This is a genomic window from Rhodococcus sp. OK519 (genome assembly GCF_003051005.1).
Taxonomy (GTDB): domain Bacteria; phylum Actinomycetota; class Actinomycetes; order Mycobacteriales; family Mycobacteriaceae; genus Prescottella.
In genome coordinates this window covers 1,116,109-1,132,364 of record NZ_QAOW01000001.1, presented here as the reverse complement: position 1 = coordinate 1,132,364, position 16,256 = coordinate 1,116,109, and the positions used below count along the sequence as shown (strand labels likewise).

General features: G+C 67.8%; 19 protein-coding genes. 8 read left to right on the top strand and 11 right to left on the bottom strand.

Going from position 1 to position 16,256, the window contains the following annotated elements:
- Positions 1 to 267: 267 nt before the first annotated feature.
- From C8K36_RS05315 to C8K36_RS05295, 5 genes are read left to right on the top strand one after another with little or no spacing between them, the layout of a single operon-like run.
- Positions 268 to 1,983 carry a nitrite/sulfite reductase gene (locus tag C8K36_RS05315; protein WP_107983312.1) on the top strand — a complete coding sequence of 572 codons (1,716 nt, stop codon included), beginning with the start codon at positions 268 to 270 and terminating at the stop codon, positions 1,981 to 1,983.
- Positions 1,980 to 2,723: a phosphoadenylyl-sulfate reductase gene (locus C8K36_RS05310; RefSeq protein WP_107983311.1), complete on the top strand. Its 744-nt coding sequence runs from the start codon at positions 1,980 to 1,982 to the stop codon at positions 2,721 to 2,723. The genes C8K36_RS05315 and C8K36_RS05310 overlap by 4 nt, the downstream gene beginning before the upstream one ends.
- Positions 2,720 to 3,661 carry a sulfate adenylyltransferase subunit CysD gene (cysD, locus tag C8K36_RS05305; RefSeq protein ID WP_107983785.1) on the top strand — a complete coding sequence of 314 codons (942 nt, stop codon included), beginning with the start codon at positions 2,720 to 2,722 and terminating at the stop codon, positions 3,659 to 3,661. The genes C8K36_RS05310 and cysD overlap by 4 nt, the downstream gene beginning before the upstream one ends.
- A 2-nt stretch (positions 3,662 to 3,663) precedes the next feature.
- The gene (locus C8K36_RS05300; protein WP_107983310.1) at positions 3,664 to 4,968 is read left to right on the top strand and encodes a sulfate adenylyltransferase subunit 1; all 1,305 of its coding nucleotides are present in this window, start codon (positions 3,664 to 3,666) and stop codon (positions 4,966 to 4,968) included.
- A 4-nt stretch (positions 4,969 to 4,972) separates the two neighbouring features.
- Complete coding sequence (locus C8K36_RS05295; RefSeq protein ID WP_107983309.1) at positions 4,973 to 5,725, top strand: sirohydrochlorin chelatase; 753 nt, start codon at positions 4,973 to 4,975, stop codon at positions 5,723 to 5,725.
- Between the two features lie 44 nt (positions 5,726 to 5,769).
- On the opposite strand, the gene C8K36_RS05290 is transcribed toward C8K36_RS05295, so the two are convergent.
- Positions 5,770 to 6,111, bottom strand: a complete 342-nt coding sequence (locus C8K36_RS05290; protein WP_107983308.1) for a YciI family protein — start codon at positions 6,109 to 6,111, stop codon at positions 5,770 to 5,772.
- Positions 6,112 to 6,115: 4 nt separating this feature from the next.
- Positions 6,116 to 6,346: a hypothetical protein gene (locus tag C8K36_RS05285; RefSeq protein ID WP_301331703.1), complete on the bottom strand. Its 231-nt coding sequence runs from the start codon at positions 6,344 to 6,346 to the stop codon at positions 6,116 to 6,118.
- A gap of 114 nt (positions 6,347 to 6,460) precedes the next feature.
- On the opposite strand from C8K36_RS05285, the gene C8K36_RS05280 reads away from it, so the two are divergent.
- Positions 6,461 to 6,976, top strand: coding sequence for a flavin reductase family protein (locus C8K36_RS05280; RefSeq protein ID WP_107983306.1), 516 nt, complete (start codon positions 6,461 to 6,463; stop codon positions 6,974 to 6,976).
- A gap of 67 nt (positions 6,977 to 7,043) precedes the next feature.
- Here the strand turns inward: C8K36_RS05280 and C8K36_RS05275 are convergent, their stop codons facing one another.
- The 8 genes from C8K36_RS05275 to C8K36_RS25380 form a co-directional block, all read right to left on the bottom strand.
- Positions 7,044 to 7,991 carry a sulfate/molybdate ABC transporter ATP-binding protein gene (locus tag C8K36_RS05275; protein WP_107983305.1) on the bottom strand — a complete coding sequence of 316 codons (948 nt, stop codon included), beginning with the start codon at positions 7,989 to 7,991 and terminating at the stop codon, positions 7,044 to 7,046.
- Complete coding sequence (gene cysW / locus C8K36_RS05270) at positions 7,988 to 8,794, bottom strand: sulfate ABC transporter permease subunit CysW (RefSeq protein WP_107983304.1); 807 nt, start codon at positions 8,792 to 8,794, stop codon at positions 7,988 to 7,990. Before cysW ends, C8K36_RS05275 begins: the two co-directional genes overlap by 4 nt.
- The gene (gene cysT / locus C8K36_RS05265; protein WP_107983303.1) at positions 8,791 to 9,672 is read right to left on the bottom strand and encodes a sulfate ABC transporter permease subunit CysT; all 882 of its coding nucleotides are present in this window, start codon (positions 9,670 to 9,672) and stop codon (positions 8,791 to 8,793) included. The genes cysW and cysT overlap by 4 nt, the downstream gene beginning before the upstream one ends.
- Positions 9,672 to 10,703, bottom strand: a complete 1,032-nt coding sequence (locus C8K36_RS05260; RefSeq protein WP_107983302.1) for an extracellular solute-binding protein — start codon at positions 10,701 to 10,703, stop codon at positions 9,672 to 9,674. The genes cysT and C8K36_RS05260 overlap by 1 nt, the downstream gene beginning before the upstream one ends.
- A gap of 196 nt (positions 10,704 to 10,899) precedes the next feature.
- Positions 10,900 to 11,022 (bottom strand): Ms4533A family Cys-rich leader peptide, encoded by a 123-nt coding sequence (locus C8K36_RS25385; protein WP_420910844.1) that lies wholly within the window; start codon positions 11,020 to 11,022, stop codon positions 10,900 to 10,902.
- 131 nt (positions 11,023 to 11,153) lie between these two features.
- Complete coding sequence (locus tag C8K36_RS05255; protein WP_107983301.1) at positions 11,154 to 11,378, bottom strand: hypothetical protein; 225 nt, start codon at positions 11,376 to 11,378, stop codon at positions 11,154 to 11,156.
- Positions 11,379 to 11,463: 85 nt separating this feature from the next.
- Positions 11,464 to 12,492 carry a sulfate ABC transporter substrate-binding protein gene (locus C8K36_RS05250; RefSeq protein ID WP_107983784.1) on the bottom strand — a complete coding sequence of 343 codons (1,029 nt, stop codon included), beginning with the start codon at positions 12,490 to 12,492 and terminating at the stop codon, positions 11,464 to 11,466.
- Positions 12,493 to 12,716: 224 nt separating this feature from the next.
- Positions 12,717 to 12,806, bottom strand: a complete 90-nt coding sequence (locus tag C8K36_RS25380; protein ID WP_420910843.1) for an Ms4533A family Cys-rich leader peptide — start codon at positions 12,804 to 12,806, stop codon at positions 12,717 to 12,719.
- 106 nt (positions 12,807 to 12,912) lie between these two features.
- Here C8K36_RS25380 and C8K36_RS05245 point away from each other — a divergent pair, with 106 nt between their 5' ends.
- Positions 12,913 to 14,883: a glycoside hydrolase family 15 protein gene (locus tag C8K36_RS05245; protein WP_107983300.1), complete on the top strand. Its 1,971-nt coding sequence runs from the start codon at positions 12,913 to 12,915 to the stop codon at positions 14,881 to 14,883.
- A gap of 49 nt (positions 14,884 to 14,932) precedes the next feature.
- Positions 14,933 to 15,310 carry a VOC family protein gene (locus C8K36_RS05240; RefSeq protein WP_107983299.1) on the top strand — a complete coding sequence of 126 codons (378 nt, stop codon included), beginning with the start codon at positions 14,933 to 14,935 and terminating at the stop codon, positions 15,308 to 15,310.
- 10 nt (positions 15,311 to 15,320) lie between these two features.
- Here the strand turns inward: C8K36_RS05240 and C8K36_RS05235 are convergent, their stop codons facing one another.
- On the bottom strand, positions 15,321 to 16,253 hold the full coding sequence (locus C8K36_RS05235) for an NAD(P)H-dependent flavin oxidoreductase (RefSeq protein WP_107983298.1): 933 nt from the start codon (positions 16,251 to 16,253) through the stop codon (positions 15,321 to 15,323).
- Between the last annotated feature and the right edge of the window lie 3 nt (positions 16,254 to 16,256).

The following is a 16,256-nucleotide window of genomic DNA, read 5'->3' as shown; positions in this document are numbered from 1 at the left end:
CAGAATGGCCCGCATGACAGACAGCGGGGTGCGATTGGTGGCCAGACGCCACGTCGACCTCAAGCGTGTCTGTAGCTGTTGTTGTCAGCCCTGCGGCGTGTAGCAGTCCGCGTTCCCTGCCTCGAAGCAGCAACGCCCGCCTGCGTTCGTCTCCCCCGATAGCCCCCGCTGATCCCGGCCGGCCGAGGACGACCCCGCGAGGAAACAGCCCTCCTCCCCATGTCTTCGACCGGTGCACCGTGGGATTCACGAATTTCAGGAGCACCCATGACGTCGACCACCGACGCCGATTCCACGACGAGCCCGCCCGCCGGAGCCCGCGCTGCCCGCCCGAAGAAGCGGGTGTCCGAGGGCCAGTGGGCCCTCGGCTACCGTGAGCCGCTCAACGCGAACGAGCAGATCAAGAAGGACGACAACCCCCTCAACGTCCGGGCTCGGATCGAGGACATCTACTCGAAGCAGGGATTCGACAGCATCGACAAGGCCGACCTGCGTGGCCGGATGCGCTGGTGGGGCCTGTACACCCAGCGCGAAGAGGGTTACGACGGCACCTTCACCGGCGACGAGAACATCGACCTGCTCGAGGCCAAGTACTTCATGATGCGGGTGCGCTGCGACGCCGGCGCCCTGAGCGTCGCGCAGTTGCGCACGGTCGGCGAACTCTCGACCGAGTTCGGGCGTGACACCGCCGACCTGTCCGACCGCGAGAACGTCCAGTACCACTGGATCGAGATCGAGAACGTCCCGGAGATCTGGCAGCGACTCGAGGCCGTCGGCCTCAAGACCACCGAGGCCTGCGGCGACTGCCCCCGCGTCGTGCTGGGCTCACCGCTGGCCGGCGAGTCGTTCGACGAGGTCCTCGACCCCACCCCGGCGATCGACGAGATCGTCCGCCGCTACATCGGCGACCCGCAGTACTCGAACCTGCCGCGCAAGTTCAAGACCGCGATCTCCGGCCAGCAGGACGTGGTGCACGAGATCAACGACGTCGCGTTCGTCGGCGTGAACCACCCCGAGCACGGCCCGGGCCTGGATCTGTGGGTGGGCGGCGGCCTGTCGACCAATCCGATGCTGGCGCAGCGCGTCGGTGTGTGGGTGCCGCTCGACGAGGTGCCGGACGTGTGGGAAGGCGTGCTCGCGATCTTCCGCGACTACGGCTACCGCCGCCTGCGCGCCAAGGCGCGGCTGAAGTTCCTGATCAAGGACTGGGGTATCGACAAGTTCCGTGAGGTTCTCGAGACGGAGTACCTCAAGCGCAAGCTGATCGACGGCCCCGCGCCGGAGAAGCCTGAGCGCCCGATCGACCACATCGGGGTTCAGAAGCTGCGCAACGGCCTCAACGCGATCGGGTTCTCCCCCATCGCCGGCCGCGTGTCGGGCACCATCCTGACCAAGGTGGCCGCCGCGGTCGAGGCCGTCGGCTCCGACCGGATCCGCTTCACGCCGTACCAGAAGCTGATCGTGCTCGACGTGCCCGACGACCAGGTCGAGAAGCTGATCGCCGACCTCGAACCGCTCGGCCTGCACGCCCGGCCGTCGCACTGGCGCCGGAACCTGCTCGCCTGCAGCGGCATCGAGTTCTGCAAGCTGTCGTTCGTGGAGACCCGCAAGCGGTCGCAGGTGCTCGCGCCGGAACTCGAGGAGCGGCTCGCGGACATCAATGCGCAGCTCGACGTCCCGATCACGATCAACATCAACGGCTGCCCCAACTCGTGCGGACGGTCCCAGATCGCCGACATCGGATTCAAGGGCCAGCTGGTCGACGACGGCGACGGCAAGCAGGTCGAGGGCTTCCAGGTGCACCTGGGCGGCAGCCTCGGGCTCGACAGCGCGTTCGGCCGGAAACTGCGCCAGCACAAGGTGACCAGCGACGAGCTCGGTGACTACATCGACCGCGTGGTGCGTAATTTCGTGAAGCACCGCGCCGAGGGAGAACGCTTCGCACAGTGGGCAATTCGAGCAGACGAGGGGGATTTGCGTTGACGGTCGACATCACGACGGCAACCCAGGACGAGCTCCGGGCACTTGCCGCGCAGGGCGCAGCCGAGCTGGACGGCGCGTCGGCACAGGAACTGCTGCAATGGACCGAGGACACCTTCGGTGGCGGGACGAGCGAAGCGACAGGGCATCGCAACGGCTACATCGTGGCCTCGAACATGCAGGACGGGGTGCTCGTTCACCTTGCCGCACAGGTTCATCCGGGCGTGGACGTGCTCTTTTTGGAGACCGGCTACCACTTCCCCGAGACCATCGGCACCCGCGACGCGGTGGAGCAGGTGTACGGCGTCAAGGTCATCAACGCGCAGACCGAGATCAGTGTCGCCGAGCAGGACGCGGCCGAGGGCAAGGACCTGTGGGCCCGCGAGCCCAACCGGTGCTGCGCGCTGCGCAAGGTGGCGCCGCTGACCGCGACGCTGAAGAACTACCGGGCGTGGGTCACCGGCATCCGCCGGGTCGAGGCCCCCACCCGGGCGAACGCACCGTTGATCTCCTTCGACGAGGCGTTCGGTCTGGTGAAGATCAATCCCATCGCCGCATGGTCGGACGACGACATGCAGGCCTACATCGACGAGCACTCGATTCTGGTGAATCCGCTCGTCGACGAGGGATATCCGTCCATCGGGTGCGCACCCTGCACCGTCAAACCACTCCCCGGCGCCGATCCGCGTAGCGGTCGGTGGGCCGGTTCCGCCAAGACAGAATGCGGGTTGCACGCCTCATGACAATCGACATCTCACTCGCCGAGCCGCGACTTCAGCTCGACGGCAGCAAGTTCGACACTCTCGACGCTCTCGAGTCCGAGGCCATCCACATTTTCCGCGAGGTGGCCGGCGAGTTCGAGCGGCCCGTGATCCTGTTCTCGGGCGGCAAGGACTCGACGGTGCTGCTGCACCTGGCGATCAAGGCGTTCTGGCCCGCACCGCTGCCGTTCGCGCTGCTGCACGTCGATACCGGGCACAACCTGCAGGAGGTGCTGGACTTCCGCGATCACGTCGTCGCGAAGTACAACCTGCGCCTGCACGTGGCCAAGGTCGAGGACTACCTCGCCGACGGCCGCCTCACCGAGCGCCCCGACGGCATCCGCAACCCGTTGCAGACCGTGCCACTGCTCGACGCGATCGCCGAGAACCGGTTCGACGCCGTGTTCGGCGGTGCGCGCCGCGACGAGGAGCGGGCCCGCGCCAAGGAGCGGATCTTCTCGCTGCGCAACGCATTCGGCCAGTGGGATCCCAAGCGTCAGCGTCCCGAACTGTGGAACCTGTACAACGGGCGGCACTCCCCCGGCGAGCAGGTCCGGGTGTTCCCGCTCAGCAACTTCACCGAACTCGACATCTGGCGCTACATCGCGCGCGACAACGTCGAACTGGCGAGCATCTACTACGCCCACCAGCGTCCGGTGTACCAGCGTGACGGCATGTGGATGACCCCGGGCGTATGGGGAGGTCCGGCCGAAGGCGAAGAGCTGCAGACGCTCTCGGTGCGCTACCGCACCGTCGGTGATGGCTCGACCACGGGCGCGGTGCTGTCCGAGGCCGCCGACAACGAGGCCATCCTGGCCGAGGTCGCGGCGTCCCGACTGACCGAGCGCGGCGCCACCCGCGGCGACGACCGAGTTTCCGAAGCGGCCATGGAAGACCGCAAGCGAGAGGGCTACTTCTGATCATGAGCGACTTGCTGAGACTCGCTACCGCGGGCAGCGTCGACGACGGCAAGTCCACTCTCGTGGGCCGACTGCTGTACGACACCAAATCCGTTCTGGCCGACCAAATCGACGCCGTCACCCGCGCGTCGGTCGACAAGGGCCTGTCCACCCCCGACCTGTCGCTGCTGGTCGACGGCCTGCGCGCCGAGCGCGAGCAGGGCATCACGATCGACGTCGCGTACCGCTACTTCGCGACCCCCCGTCGTACGTTCGTCCTTGCGGACACGCCGGGGCACGTGCAATACACCCGCAACACCGTATCCGGCGCGTCCACGGCGCAGCTGGTGATCCTGCTGGTCGACGCACGCAAGGGCGTCATCTCGCAGACCCGCAAGCACGCCGCGGTGCTGGCGCTGCTCGGTGTGCCGCGACTGGTGCTGGCGGTCAACAAGATCGACCTCGTCGATGATCCGGCGCAGGTGTTCGCCGACATTTCCGCCGAGTTCCGTTCGCTGACCGGCTCGCTCGGCTGGGCCGCCGAAGACGTTCGCGAGATCCCGGTCTCGGCGCTCCACGGCGACAACGTGGCGGTGCGGTCGGAGAACACTCCGTTCTACGACGGCCCGACGTTGATCGAGCACCTCGAGTCTGTGCCCGTGGACAGCGACAGCCAGGAAAAGCGCGACGGGCAACCGATCGGACTACGCTTCCCGGTCCAGTACGTGATCCGCCCCCGCACCGCCGACTTCCCCGACTACCGCGGCTATGCGGGTCAGGTAGCGGCCGGTTCGGTCGTGCCCGGCGACGAGGTCGTGATCCTGCCGTCCGGCACCCGGACCACGGTCTCCCGCATCGACACCGCCGACGGTGAACTCGATGTCGCCCACGCGGGCCGCAGCGTGACGCTGGTGCTCGCCGACGATGTCGACGTCTCCCGCGGTGACACCATCGCCGCACCGTCCGGGGCCCCCGAACCGATCGACCAGTTCGACGCCACCGTGTGCTGGCTGGCCGAGAAGCCGCTGCGTCCGGGCGCCCGCCTGCTACTCAAGCACGGCACCCGCACCACGCAGGCGATCGTCGGATCGCTCGTCGAGCGCCTCGACGAGCAGGAACTGACGTCCGAGCAGAGCCCGGAGACGCTCGAGCTCAACGAGATCGGCAAGATCTCGGTGCGCGTCGCGGAGCCGATCGTCGCGGACGACTACACCGTCAACCGGCACACCGGCTGCTTCCTGCTGATCGACCCGGCCGGCGGCAACACGCTCGCGGCCGGACTCGTCGGCGATGCCATCGCGGCCGTCGAACTCGGCGAGCGGGTCTGACACTGTGACGCCGATGATCGCTGTCGCACACGGCAGCCGTGATCCCCGATCCGCTCGGGTGGTCACGGCGGCCGTGGCGGCGATCCGCGCACGGCGGCCGGACCTCGACGTCCGGCTGTGCTTCCTCGATCTGAATGCACCGTCCGTCGACCAGGTGGTCGACGCCGTCGCCGCGGAGGGGCATTCCGCTGCGGTGGTGGTGCCCCTGCTGCTCGGCAGCGCGTTCCATGCCCGTGTAGATCTGCCGGGCATCCTCGCGGCCGCCCGCCGGCGCCATCCGCAGCTGGCGATCGTCCAGTCCGAGGTCCTGGGTCACGACCGCCGTCTCGTCGCCGCCGTGCGGGACCGGATCGTCGCGACCGGGGTCACCACCGACGACACCCGCACCGGTGTCGTCCTCGCCGCCGTCGGCTCCTCCGACGCCCGGGCGAACGATCGCACCCGTGCCCTCACCTCGGTCCTCGCCGAGGGCACCCGATGGTCGGAGACGACCGTCTGCTTCGCTACGTCCGCCGAACCGACCGTCGGACAGGCAATCTCACTGCTGCGCTCGAGAGGCGTCGAGCGCATCGTGATCGCACCGTGGTTCCTGGCACCCGGACGTCTGACCGACCGGCTCGGGGCTGCGGCGCTACAGGCCGCTCCCGACACCATTTTCGCCGACACCATCGGCGCACACCACCACGTCGCCGACGTGGCCCTCGACCGGTACGACGCCGCCGTGATCGCGGAGACCCGGACACGGCTCTCGGCCTAGGGAGCATCGAAGCCGACTACGAGTCCCTGCGAGGTCACGCTGCTTCAGCTGGCGGGGTCGTACCCGAACGCGCGTACCTCCTGCGCGCATCGGCACGCGACGGCGAGCTTCGCGGCCCACTCCAATGCCGCTGCACGGGAAGGTACCTCCAGCACCGCGTAGCCGCCCTCGAGCTGCTTCGTCTGCGGGTACGTGCCCTCGGTCACCGTGCCGTCCCCGTCGACAAGGACCGGCGGAACGCTCTCGTCGATTCCGCCGCCGAACACCCAGACGCCGGCGGCCTTCGCCTCCTCCACCACGGCGTGCGACGCATCCGATACCGCCGGCAGGTCCTCCTCGGAAACGACCATGGCGCTGCTCGGGAACGAGATCAGGTATTTGGTCATCGCGTCACCCCTCGGAGTTCTCGGAACGGATGTGCAGGCCTCGTTCACCGAGCGATGCGGTGAGCACACGGATCGCCTTGGGTCCCACGCCGTGGAGGGCGAGCAGTTCCTTCGCCGAGTGACCGGCGGCGGCGTCGAGCGTGGTGATGCCGGCCTGCTCGAGCGCGCGGGTGGCCGGACGTCCGATCCCGGCAGGGAGGTCGCCCGAACGGGCACTGTCGCGGGGTGAGGTCATGCGAGCCATCGTAGGGAGCCGGACCCGTGGCGTCGACCACATTCGCTTTACCTCGAGTCAACTCGAGGTTCTAGCGTCGGGGTTGTACGAAATCTCCCGGCGAAGGGCCCCTCCTTGACGACCGCAGCACCGACGACACGGCTCGGCGACCGGTTCCGCCACGCGTTCCGGGGACATCCCGCCGGCGTCGCGATCATCACCGCCCTGGGCCGCACCGGTCCGGTCGGAATCACCTCGTCGTCCGTCGCGTCGGTCTCCGCGGACCCTGCGGTGCTCGGCTTCTCGCTGCAGTCGCTGCGGGGTTCCGCCGCGGAGATCGGCTCCGCACGGAGTCTTCTCGTGCACCTGCTCACCGCCGACAACCTCGCACTCGCCCGTCGGTTCGCGACATCCGACACCGACCGATTCGGTGTCGGCACCGCGTGGTCCCCGCTCGACTCCGGTGAGCCGCTCCTGGAGGGCACAGGGACGGTGTTGCGCTGCTCCCCATTGACCCGCACCGAGGTCGGGTCGGCATTGGTCGTCACCGCCGCAGTCGACGAAGTGCGCGATGCCGCCTCACTCGCCGCTCCGCTGGTGTACCAGGACCGCGCGTACCACTGCGTGAGTGCATGGACGGTGCTCCCCTGAACGTTCGCGCGGTGTGACGACGAAGGCCCGGTCCCCGAAAGGGACCGGGCCTCTGTCGAGTGCGGTGTCAGGCCGTGATGTCGCTCGGACGGACGTACACGGTCTCACCCTCACGCAGGCCGAGAGCCTCGGCGTCGCTGCGGGTGATCTGCGCGGACAGCTCCTGGGCACCCGTCTTGGGCTGCAGCTCGACGCGGACCTCGAAGCCGAGGTGCACGACGCGGGAGACGGTGGCCGCGAACGACTGCGGTAGCTGGTTGCGGTCCAGACGCAGATCGTGCGGGCGCACCAACTGGCCGTTGAGCCGGGCGACCGGGCCGAGGAACGACATCACGAAGTCGTTGGCCGGGGTGTCGTACAGCTCCTGAGGGGTACCGACCTGCTCGATCCGCCCCCGGTTGAGCACCGCGATCCGGTCGGCGACGTCGAGCGCCTCCTCTTGGTCGTGCGTGACGAGCACAGTGGTCACGTGGACCTCGTCGTGCAGGCGGCGCAGCCAAGTGCGGAGGTCGTCACGCACCTTCGCATCGAGCGCGCCGAACGGCTCGTCGAGAAGCAGCACCTGCGGATCGACCGCGAGCGCCCGGGCGAGCGCCATGCGCTGACGCTGACCGCCGGACAACTGCGCCGGATAGCGGTGCTGGAAGCCACCGAGCCCGACGATCTCGAGCAGGTCGTCGACCTTCTTCGCGATCTCGGCCTTGGGCCGCTTGCGGATCTTGAGACCGAACGCGACGTTGTCGCGGACGGTCATGTGCTTGAACGCCGCATAGTGCTGAAACACGAACCCGATGTCGCGCTTCTGCGGCGGCACCCCGGTGACGTCCTTGCCCGCGATCATGATGGTCCCGGAGTCGGGCTGTTCGAGCCCCGCGATGGATCGCAGCAGCGTCGACTTACCCGAACCACTGGGCCCGAGCAGAGCCGTGAGCGAGCCCGACGGGATGTCGAGGGTGACGTCGTCGAGCGCGGCGAAATCGCCGTAGTTCTTGCGGGCCCCGGTCACGGTGATCATGTCGCGCTCCTCTTACGGTCGAGCAGAGTCATCAGGAGGAGGACCAGCACTGCGATCGACATCAGCAGTGTCGCCGCGGCGTAGGCCCCGAAAGTGTTGTGGTCGTCGATGTATCGGGAGTGCACGAGCAGTGTCAGCGTCTGCGACTGGCCTGGGATGCCGGACGAGACCATGATGACCGCACCGAACTCACCGAGCGCGCGGGCCACCGTGAGTACCACGCCGTACGTCAGGCCCCAGCGGATCGCCGGCAGCGTGATCCGGGAGAAGGTCTGCCACTTCGACGCACCGAGCGTGGCCGCGGCCTGTTCCTGCTCGTCCCCGATCTCGTGCAGCACCGGCTCCACCTCCCGCACCACGAACGGCAGTGTCACGAAGATCGTGGCGATCACCATGCCCGGCAACCCGAAGATCACCTTGAAGCCGAGGGATTCCACGCCGCCGAACCACCCGTTGGCACCCCACAGCAGGATCAGAGAGACGCCGACGACGATGGGCGACACCGCGAACGGCAGGTCGACCACCGACTGCAGCACACCGCGTCCTGGGAAGCGCCCGCGCACGAGCGCCAGTGCCGTGACGATGCCGAACACGACGTTGAGCGGTACGACGATCGCGACGATGAGCAGCGACATGTTGAGCGCCGAGATCGCGGCCGGGGTACTGATCGCGTGATAGAACGCGACGAAGCCGTTCTCGAACGTGCGGAACAGGATCACGCCGATCGGGACGATCAGAAGTACGAACAGGTACGCAAGGACGATGGTACGCAGGCTGATCCGCGCCCACGGTGAGATCTTCACAGCGCCTTCTCCTCTCGACGCTGGTTGCGCGAGGCGAAGAGGCGCAGCACGAACAACGTTGCGAATGCGATCGCCAGCAGGGCCACCGACACCGAGGCTGCACTGACCTGACGGTCGATCTCGATCTGCTGCTGGATGAACTGCGGCGCCACCTGGGTCTCGCGCGGGATGTTGCCGCCGATCAGCACCACCGATCCGTACTCACCGATCGCGCGGGCGAATGCCAGACCCGCACCGCCGATGACCGCCGGCGCCAGGGTCGGCAGCACCACGCGACGGAAGATCGTCCAGTTGTTCGCGCCGAGCGACGCCGCGGCTTCCTCGACCTCACGGTCGGCCTCGATCAGAACGGGCTGCACCGACCGGACCACGAACGGCAGCGTCACGAACGCGAGCGCGACGATCAGGCCGGGCCGGGTCGCGTTGAGGTGCACGTCGATCGGGCTCTGCGGGCCGTACAACGACAGCAGCACGATGCTGGCGACGATGGTCGGCAACGCGAACGGGAGGTCGATGAGCGCGTTCACGATTCGTTTGCCCGGGAACTCGTCGCGCACCAGCACCCACGCGATCAGGGTGCCCATCACCACGTTGATCAGCGCGACGATCACCGACACCAGGATCGTCACACGGAGCGACGCCAAGGCAGCGGGCGCGGTCACCGCATCCCAGAACCCGGACCACCCGTCCTCGAACGACGTCACCGTCAGTGCCGCCAGCGGCAGCAGCACGATGACGCTGAGCCACAGCGCCGCAACGCCGATCCCCAGCGGACCGACGGCACCGGTGACCGCGAACTTGCGCCGGAAGCGTGGCTTGGGCCTCGCGGGTGGTGTCTGCGCCGACTGCTGCGTCGGCTGAGTCGTCACTGTCGTCATCACTTCGTCGCGTTCTCGTAGATGGCGGCGATCCGGCCCGAGTCCTGCTCGAACAGATCCTGGTCGACGGCGTCCCACCCGCCGAGGTCGGCGATGGTCCACAGCGTCTGCGGCGGCGGGAAGTCGGCGGCGAACTCGGCCATGACGGCCTGATCGACGGGCCGAAACCCGGCTGCTGCCCACTGCCGTTGGGCCGCAGGCGTATAGAGGAAGTCACGGAAGGTGACCGCGGTCGATGCGTTCCGGCCTGTCGAGACCACCGCGACCGGGTTCTCCACCTTGAACGTCACCGGCGGGGTCACGTGATCCACCGGATCACCCTTGCGTTCGGTGAACAGCGCCTCGTTCTCGTAGCTGAGCAGCACGTCACCGGTGCCCTGCAGGAACATCTCCGTCGCCTCACGTCCCGACTTCGGCTGCACCTTCACGTGCTCGCCCACAAGCTCGTCGAGGTAGTCGAGACCGGCCTGCGGATGCTTGCCGCCGTCGCTCTTGGCGGCATACGGCGCCAACAGGTTCCACTTCGCCGACCCGGAACTGAACGGATTGGGAGTGACCACCTCGACGCCCGGCCGCAGCAGGTCGTCCCAGTCCTGGATGTTCTTCGGGTTTCCCTCACGCACAACGAGCGTCACCACGGAGCCGAAAGGGACACCGCCGTACTCGTTCTCGTTCCAGGTGCCGTCCACCAGTCCCGCCTCCACGAGGCGGGTGATCTCCGGCTCGACCGAGAAGCTCACCAGGTCGGCTTGCGCGCCGTCCCTGACCTTGCGCGACTGGTCACCCGAGGCGCCGTACGACGGGTTGAAGCGCACACCGCCGCCCACGTCGGTTTCGGCGAACGCCGCGGTGACCTTGTCGTAGCCGGGCTTGGGCACGCCGTACGCGAACAGGTTGATGGTGCCGCCGCTGCCGTCGGCACCGACCTCACCGCCACCCATGACGTCACTCGAGCCGCCGCTGCACCCGGCAAGTGCAAACGTCCCGACCGCGACGAGCGCGGTCAGGAGCGAGCGGGACCGATACTTCATACGGGTTTACCTTCCTACAGAGCCGGCAGATGCAGAAGGACTCACGCAGGATCGAACCGACCGGACGGTCGGACAGCGGAGGCCCCGAGGGCGCAGAGGAGTTCGCGGCACACGTCGGCACCGAACAGGCGGAGCGGGAGTTACGCGTTACGAAAAGAACGCGAGGATCACGACGGGGCGAACACCGATGCGGGAATCAACAACAGTCGATGTCGGCCACTGCGAGTCGGCCGACAGCGATCAACGCCAGTTCATGGCGGACCTGGTGGGCGACGACTACAGACACGCGGCAGACTTTAGCAGAGCACCGGAGCGTCATCCGAATTGCCGGACCACAGAGTGGAACGGTCGAGCAGCGGGCGAGGGCCCAGGTCAGCGCGTGAAGTACCAGGCGACGACGACCAAGACGATCAGCGCGATCAGCGCCAGGGTCACGCGTGAGCGCGGCATTCAGGAACCCTCCACCTTCGTACGCGCGTCCGCGCAGACAACCGACTCGACAGGTTCGGCACGACCGACCGCTGCGAAGACCGCAGACAACACACGGTCGAGCATCCAGGCGATACCGAAACAGGCCGGGATCATCACCGCGAGCACCAGGAGCACCTGGGGGATGAACGGCAGGCCGGCGATCCACAGTTCGGCGCCGTCCCACCAATTCGCGACTTGATCCACCCGACCACCCTAGCCGCTGGTGAAGCGGTGACCGAACACGGCGCAGTGCTCGCCGCATCCGGTCACCGGTTCAGGTCGGCGGCCCCTACTTGGTGGCGTTCTCGTAGATGGCGGCGATGCTGCCGGTGCCCTGCTTGAACAACTGGGCGTCCACGGTCGACCAGCCGCCCAGGTCGGCGATGGTCCACAGCTTCTGCGGCTGGGGGAAGTCGGCCGCGAACTCCGCTGCAACGGCCGGATCGACGGGACGGAATCCCGCCTCGGCCCACAGACGCTGTGCGTCGGCCGTGTACAGGTAGTCACGGAACGCCGTGGCCTGGGCAGCGTTCGGGCTGTTCGCGATCACCGCGGCCGGGTTCTCGATCTTGAAGGTCGTCGGCGGCGTGACGTGCTCCACCGGATCACCGTTGCGCTCGGTGAACAGCGCCTCGTTCTCGTAGCTCAGCAGAACGTCACCGGTGCCCTGCAGGAACGTTTCGGTCGCCTCACGTCCCGACTTCGGCTGCACCTTCACGTGCTCGCCCACAAGCTTGTCGAGGTAGTCCAGGCCGGCCTGCGGATCCTTACCACCGTCACTCTTGGCGGCGTACGGCGCCAACAGGTTCCACTTTGCGGACCCGGAACTGAACGGGTTCGGGGTGACCACCTCGATGCCCGGCCGCAGCAGGTCGTCCCAGTCCTGGATATTCTTCGGATTTCCCTCGCGGACAACGATCGTGACGACCGAACCGAACGGAATCCCGTTGTAGGCGTCCTGGTTCCAGCCTTCGTCGACCAGTCCGGCATCGACGAGGCGGGTGATGTCGGGTTCGACGGAGAAGTTCACGAAGTCGGCCTGGGCGCCGTCCTTGACCTTGCGCGACTGATCACCCGAGGCGCCGTACGACGGGTTGAAGCGCACCCCCTTGCCCTCCTCGGTCTCGGCAAACGCCGCGGTGACCTTGTCGAACCCGGGCTTCGGCACCGCGTAGGCGAACAGGTTGATCGTGCCGCCGCTACCGTCGGCGGCCTCGGTGCCGCCGACCACGTCACTCGAACCGCCGCCGCACGCGGACAGTGTGACGGCGCCGACGGCGACGAGGGCGGTCAGGAACGAACGAGAACGGTGCCTCATGGGAATTGCCTTCCTGGCAGGCTCACGGATGAAGGTGATGCCACACGGGATGGGCCCGGCACTTGCCGGACCGAACATACGGAGATCGGACGAATGTCCTGAGTCGAAGCGACGTTCGGGACGAACCACGCACACGGCACGCCACCAGTGCGCCACAGGTCGAGGTATGGCGAAAGGTCAGGCTCCGGGCTGGATTCGACGAAAGATGAACGCCGAGAATGGCATCAGCGACAATGAATGTCGGCAACTGCCAGATCGCCGACGGCAATCAACGCCAATTCATGGCGGACGCGGTGGGAGGTGGCAGCAGACACGCCGCAGACAGTAACAGACGCCTGGTTCTGCGGCGAACACCACCGCTCCACTGGCGGCTCCGGCGAAGTGTGGACGGCGACGGACACCCGGGTCGATGATGAGGGGATGACGTCTCAGGCCGAGCAGTCCGTCACCACCCCGATGGGGGACTCCGACGAGGTCGCGCCGGAGCACCGCAGCATCTACCCCCCGATCGACGACTATGCGTTCCTCTCGGACTGCGAGACCAACTGCCTGATCGCCCGCAACGGGGCCGTGGAGTGGATGTGCGTGCCCCGCCCCGACTCCCCCAGCGTCTTCGGGTCGATCCTCGATCGCAGTGCCGGGCACTTCCGGATCGGCCCCTACGGCCAGAACGTGCCGGCCGCGCGGCGCTACCTCCCGGGTGGGCTGATCCTGGAAACCACCTGGCAGACACAAACCGGGTGGCTGATCGTGCGGGACGCCCTCGTGATGGGCCGGTGGCACGCCAACGAACAGCGCTCGTCGACGCGTCGGCGCACACCCTCGGACTGGGACGCCGAGCACATCTTGCTGCGGACGGTGAAGTGCGTGAGCGGAACCGTCGAACTCGAGATGAGCTGCGAACCCGCCTTCGACTACCACCGCGCGCCGGCACGGTGGGAGTACACGGGCAAGGTGTACGAGGAGGCCACCGCGACGTGCCACACCTCCTCGCCCGGCGAGCACCCGACGTTGCGATTGACGTCGAACCTGAGGCTCGGGCTCGAGGGCCGCGAGGCCCGCGCCCGCACCCGGATGGTGGAGGGCGACAACGCCTTCGTCGCCCTGTCGTGGTCCGATCTGCCCGCGCCGCAGACCTTCGCGGAGGCCGCCGACAAGATGTGGCAGACCACCGAATGCTGGCGCCAGTGGGTCACGATCGGACGCTTCCCGGATCACCCGTGGCGCGGACACCTGCAGCGCAGCGCGCTCACCCTCAAGGGCCTCACCTACGCACCGACCGGCGCACTGCTGGCCGCACCCACCACGTCGCTACCCGAAACGCCGGGCGGCGAACGCAACTGGGACTACCGATACGCGTGGGTGCGGGATTCCACCTTCGCCCTGTGGGGCCTGTACACCCTCGGGCTGGATCGGGAGGCCAACGACTTCTTCTCCTTCATCTTCGACGCGTCCAAGTCCGACGACGGCGACCCCGCACCACTGCAGGTGATGTATGGCGTCGGAGGCGAGCACACGCTCGTCGAAGAGGAGTTGAGTCACCTCAAGGGCTACGACGGAGCCCGCCCCGTCCGAATCGGCAACGGCGCCTACAACCAGAACCAGCACGACATCTGGGGCACGATGCTCGACTCGGTGTACCTGCACGTCCGCTCCCGCGACCAGGTTCCCGAGACCCTGTGGCCGCTCCTCAAACGGCAGGTCGAGGAGGTGGTCGAGAACTGGCGCCAGGCGGACCGCGGAATCTGGGAAGTACGGGGCGAACCCCAGCACTTCACGTCGTCGAAGATCATGTGCTGGGTGGCACTCGACCGCGGCGCCAAACTCGCCACACTGCACGGAGAGAAGGCCTACGCGGCGCAGTGGGCCGAGATCGCGGAGGAGGTCAAGGCGGACGTTCTCGAAAACGGGGTCGACGAGCGCGGGGTGCTGGTCCAGCGGTACGGGCACCGCGCCCTGGACGCGTCGCTCCTACTCGCCCCGCTGCTGCGGTTCCTGCCCGCCGACGATGCCCGCATCCGCGCCACGGTCCTGGCGATCGCCGACGAACTCACCGAGGACGGCTTGGTGCTGCGGTATCGGGTCGAGGAGACCGACGACGGACTGTCCGGAAAGGAGGGCACGTTCACGATCTGCTCGTTCTGGCTGGTCTCGGCGCTCGTCGAGATCGGAGAAGTCGAGCGGGCCAAGCAGTTGTGCGAACGATTACTCGCGTTCGCGAGCCCGCTCAAGCTGTACGCCGAGGAGATCGACCCCAAGACAGGCCGGCACCTGGGAAACTTCCCCCAGGCGTTCACCCACCTGGCGCTCATCAACGCCGTCGTCCACGTCATCCGCGCCGAGGAGTCCGGCGCGACGGGAACCTTCCAACCCGCCCACGGGCCCTCCTGACCTGGATCGATCGACCACGCATGTCGGTGTCCTGTGTCACGATCGGCGCATGATGGATCACCTGGGAATTCAATGCGCCGACATCGAGGCCGGCGCCGCGTTCTACGACACCGTCCTCGCCACGCTCGGTGGAAAGCGGATCCTCGAACCCGCCCCCGGGGTCATCGGCTACGGCGTACCGCCGCACCCGGACTTCTGGATCAGCCCACTGGCTCCCACCGACGCGGGCTTCCGCGAGAACCACGTCGCCTTCGCCGCGGACACCCGCGCCGCCGTCGACGCCTTCTTCGCAGCCGCAGTCTCGATGGGCGCCGAAGTACTGCACCACCCGCGCGAATGGCCCGAGTACCACCCCGGCTATTACGGCGCGTTCGTGCGCGATCCCGACGGCAACAACGTCGAGGCGGTCTGTCACCGCCCCGAGTAGTCCGGCGGCGTCAGTAGGTACGGCGGAGCAGGCGCTCGGCGTCGGCCGCGATGGTGCGCACCACCTCGCCCGCCGGTCGCTCCGACGTCACGAGGCCCGCCACCTCGCCCGCGTAGACCACGCCCTGCTGCGAATCAGCGGGATCGTAGGCCGCGGAGAGGGTTTCGTTGTCCGCACCCTGCCCGTGCCACTGGGCCGTGTAGTCGTTGGCGAGGGCCCGGCCGCCCCAACGCTGCGGCCACGGCTGATCGCGGGCCTGGTCGAAGACCGACGTGTAGACGGTGTCGGCGCTGCCTGCCTCGATGAGTTTCCGACGTGCGTACTCCGGACCGATCGTCTCGGGACTCGCCAGCAGCGCGGTGCCGATCATGGCGCCCTCCGCACCGGCCGCGACGACGGCGGCCAGGCCGCGTCCGGTCCCGATGCCACCGGCAGCGAGCACGGGAAGACTCGTGGCGTCCAGCACTTCCTGCAGCAGGGGCAGGGTGCCGATGCGTCCGGTGTGGCCGCCCGCCTCGCCGCCCTGGGCGATGACGAAATCGACTCCGGCCCGCTCGACGACCCGCAGGTCGTCGAGCGTGTTCACCTGCGAGACGGCGAGGGCACCCGCGGCATGGACGCGCTCGACGTAAGGGGCAGGGTCACCGAACGACAGCGACACGACTCGTGGTTTCTCCGCGAGAGCGGCCGCGAGCAGGGTGTCGTCGACGTCCAGCGACCACGTCATCAGGCCGATGCCGAGCAGTCCGCCGCCGAGTTCCCGGGCGATCGCCGACTCCTCGGCGATCCACTCGGGCGTGGCGTAGCGCGCGGCGCCCAGCAGGCCCAGGCCGCCGACCCGCGTGACCTCGCCCGCGAGGCGGCCGCCGGCGCGCCCGCCCATCGGGGCGCCGATGATCGGCATCTCCAACCCGAGTTCACGGGTCAACCAGGTGCTGATCATCGA

What these genes read in the sequence shown, in the direction of transcription:
- C8K36_RS05315 (WP_107983312.1), top strand. Translation starts at nt 268, where the DNA reads ATGACGTCGACCACCGACGCCGATTCCACGACGAGCCCGCCCGCCGGA.
- cysD (WP_107983785.1), top strand. Translation starts at nt 2,720, where the DNA reads ATGACAATCGACATCTCACTCGCCGAGCCGCGACTTCAGCTCGACGGC.
- C8K36_RS05300 (WP_107983310.1), top strand. Translation starts at nt 3,664, where the DNA reads ATGAGCGACTTGCTGAGACTCGCTACCGCGGGCAGCGTCGACGACGGC.
- C8K36_RS05290 (WP_107983308.1), bottom strand. Translation starts at nt 6,111, where the DNA reads ATGACCAAATACCTGATCTCGTTCCCGAGCAGCGCCATGGTCGTTTCC.
- C8K36_RS05285 (WP_301331703.1), bottom strand. Translation starts at nt 6,346, where the DNA reads ATGACCTCACCCCGCGACAGTGCCCGTTCGGGCGACCTCCCTGCCGGG.
- C8K36_RS05275 (WP_107983305.1), bottom strand. Translation starts at nt 7,991, where the DNA reads ATGATCACCGTGACCGGGGCCCGCAAGAACTACGGCGATTTCGCCGCG.
- cysT (WP_107983303.1), bottom strand. Translation starts at nt 9,672, where the DNA reads ATGACGACAGTGACGACTCAGCCGACGCAGCAGTCGGCGCAGACACCA.
- C8K36_RS05260 (WP_107983302.1), bottom strand. Translation starts at nt 10,703, where the DNA reads ATGAAGTATCGGTCCCGCTCGCTCCTGACCGCGCTCGTCGCGGTCGGG.
- C8K36_RS25385 (WP_420910844.1), bottom strand. Translation starts at nt 11,022, where the DNA reads ATGACGCTCCGGTGCTCTGCTAAAGTCTGCCGCGTGTCTGTAGTCGTC.
- C8K36_RS05250 (WP_107983784.1), bottom strand. Translation starts at nt 12,492, where the DNA reads ATGAGGCACCGTTCTCGTTCGTTCCTGACCGCCCTCGTCGCCGTCGGC.
- C8K36_RS05245 (WP_107983300.1), top strand. Translation starts at nt 12,913, where the DNA reads ATGACGTCTCAGGCCGAGCAGTCCGTCACCACCCCGATGGGGGACTCC.
- C8K36_RS05240 (WP_107983299.1), top strand. Translation starts at nt 14,933, where the DNA reads ATGATGGATCACCTGGGAATTCAATGCGCCGACATCGAGGCCGGCGCC.
- C8K36_RS05235 (WP_107983298.1), bottom strand. Translation starts at nt 16,253, where the DNA reads ATGATCAGCACCTGGTTGACCCGTGAACTCGGGTTGGAGATGCCGATC.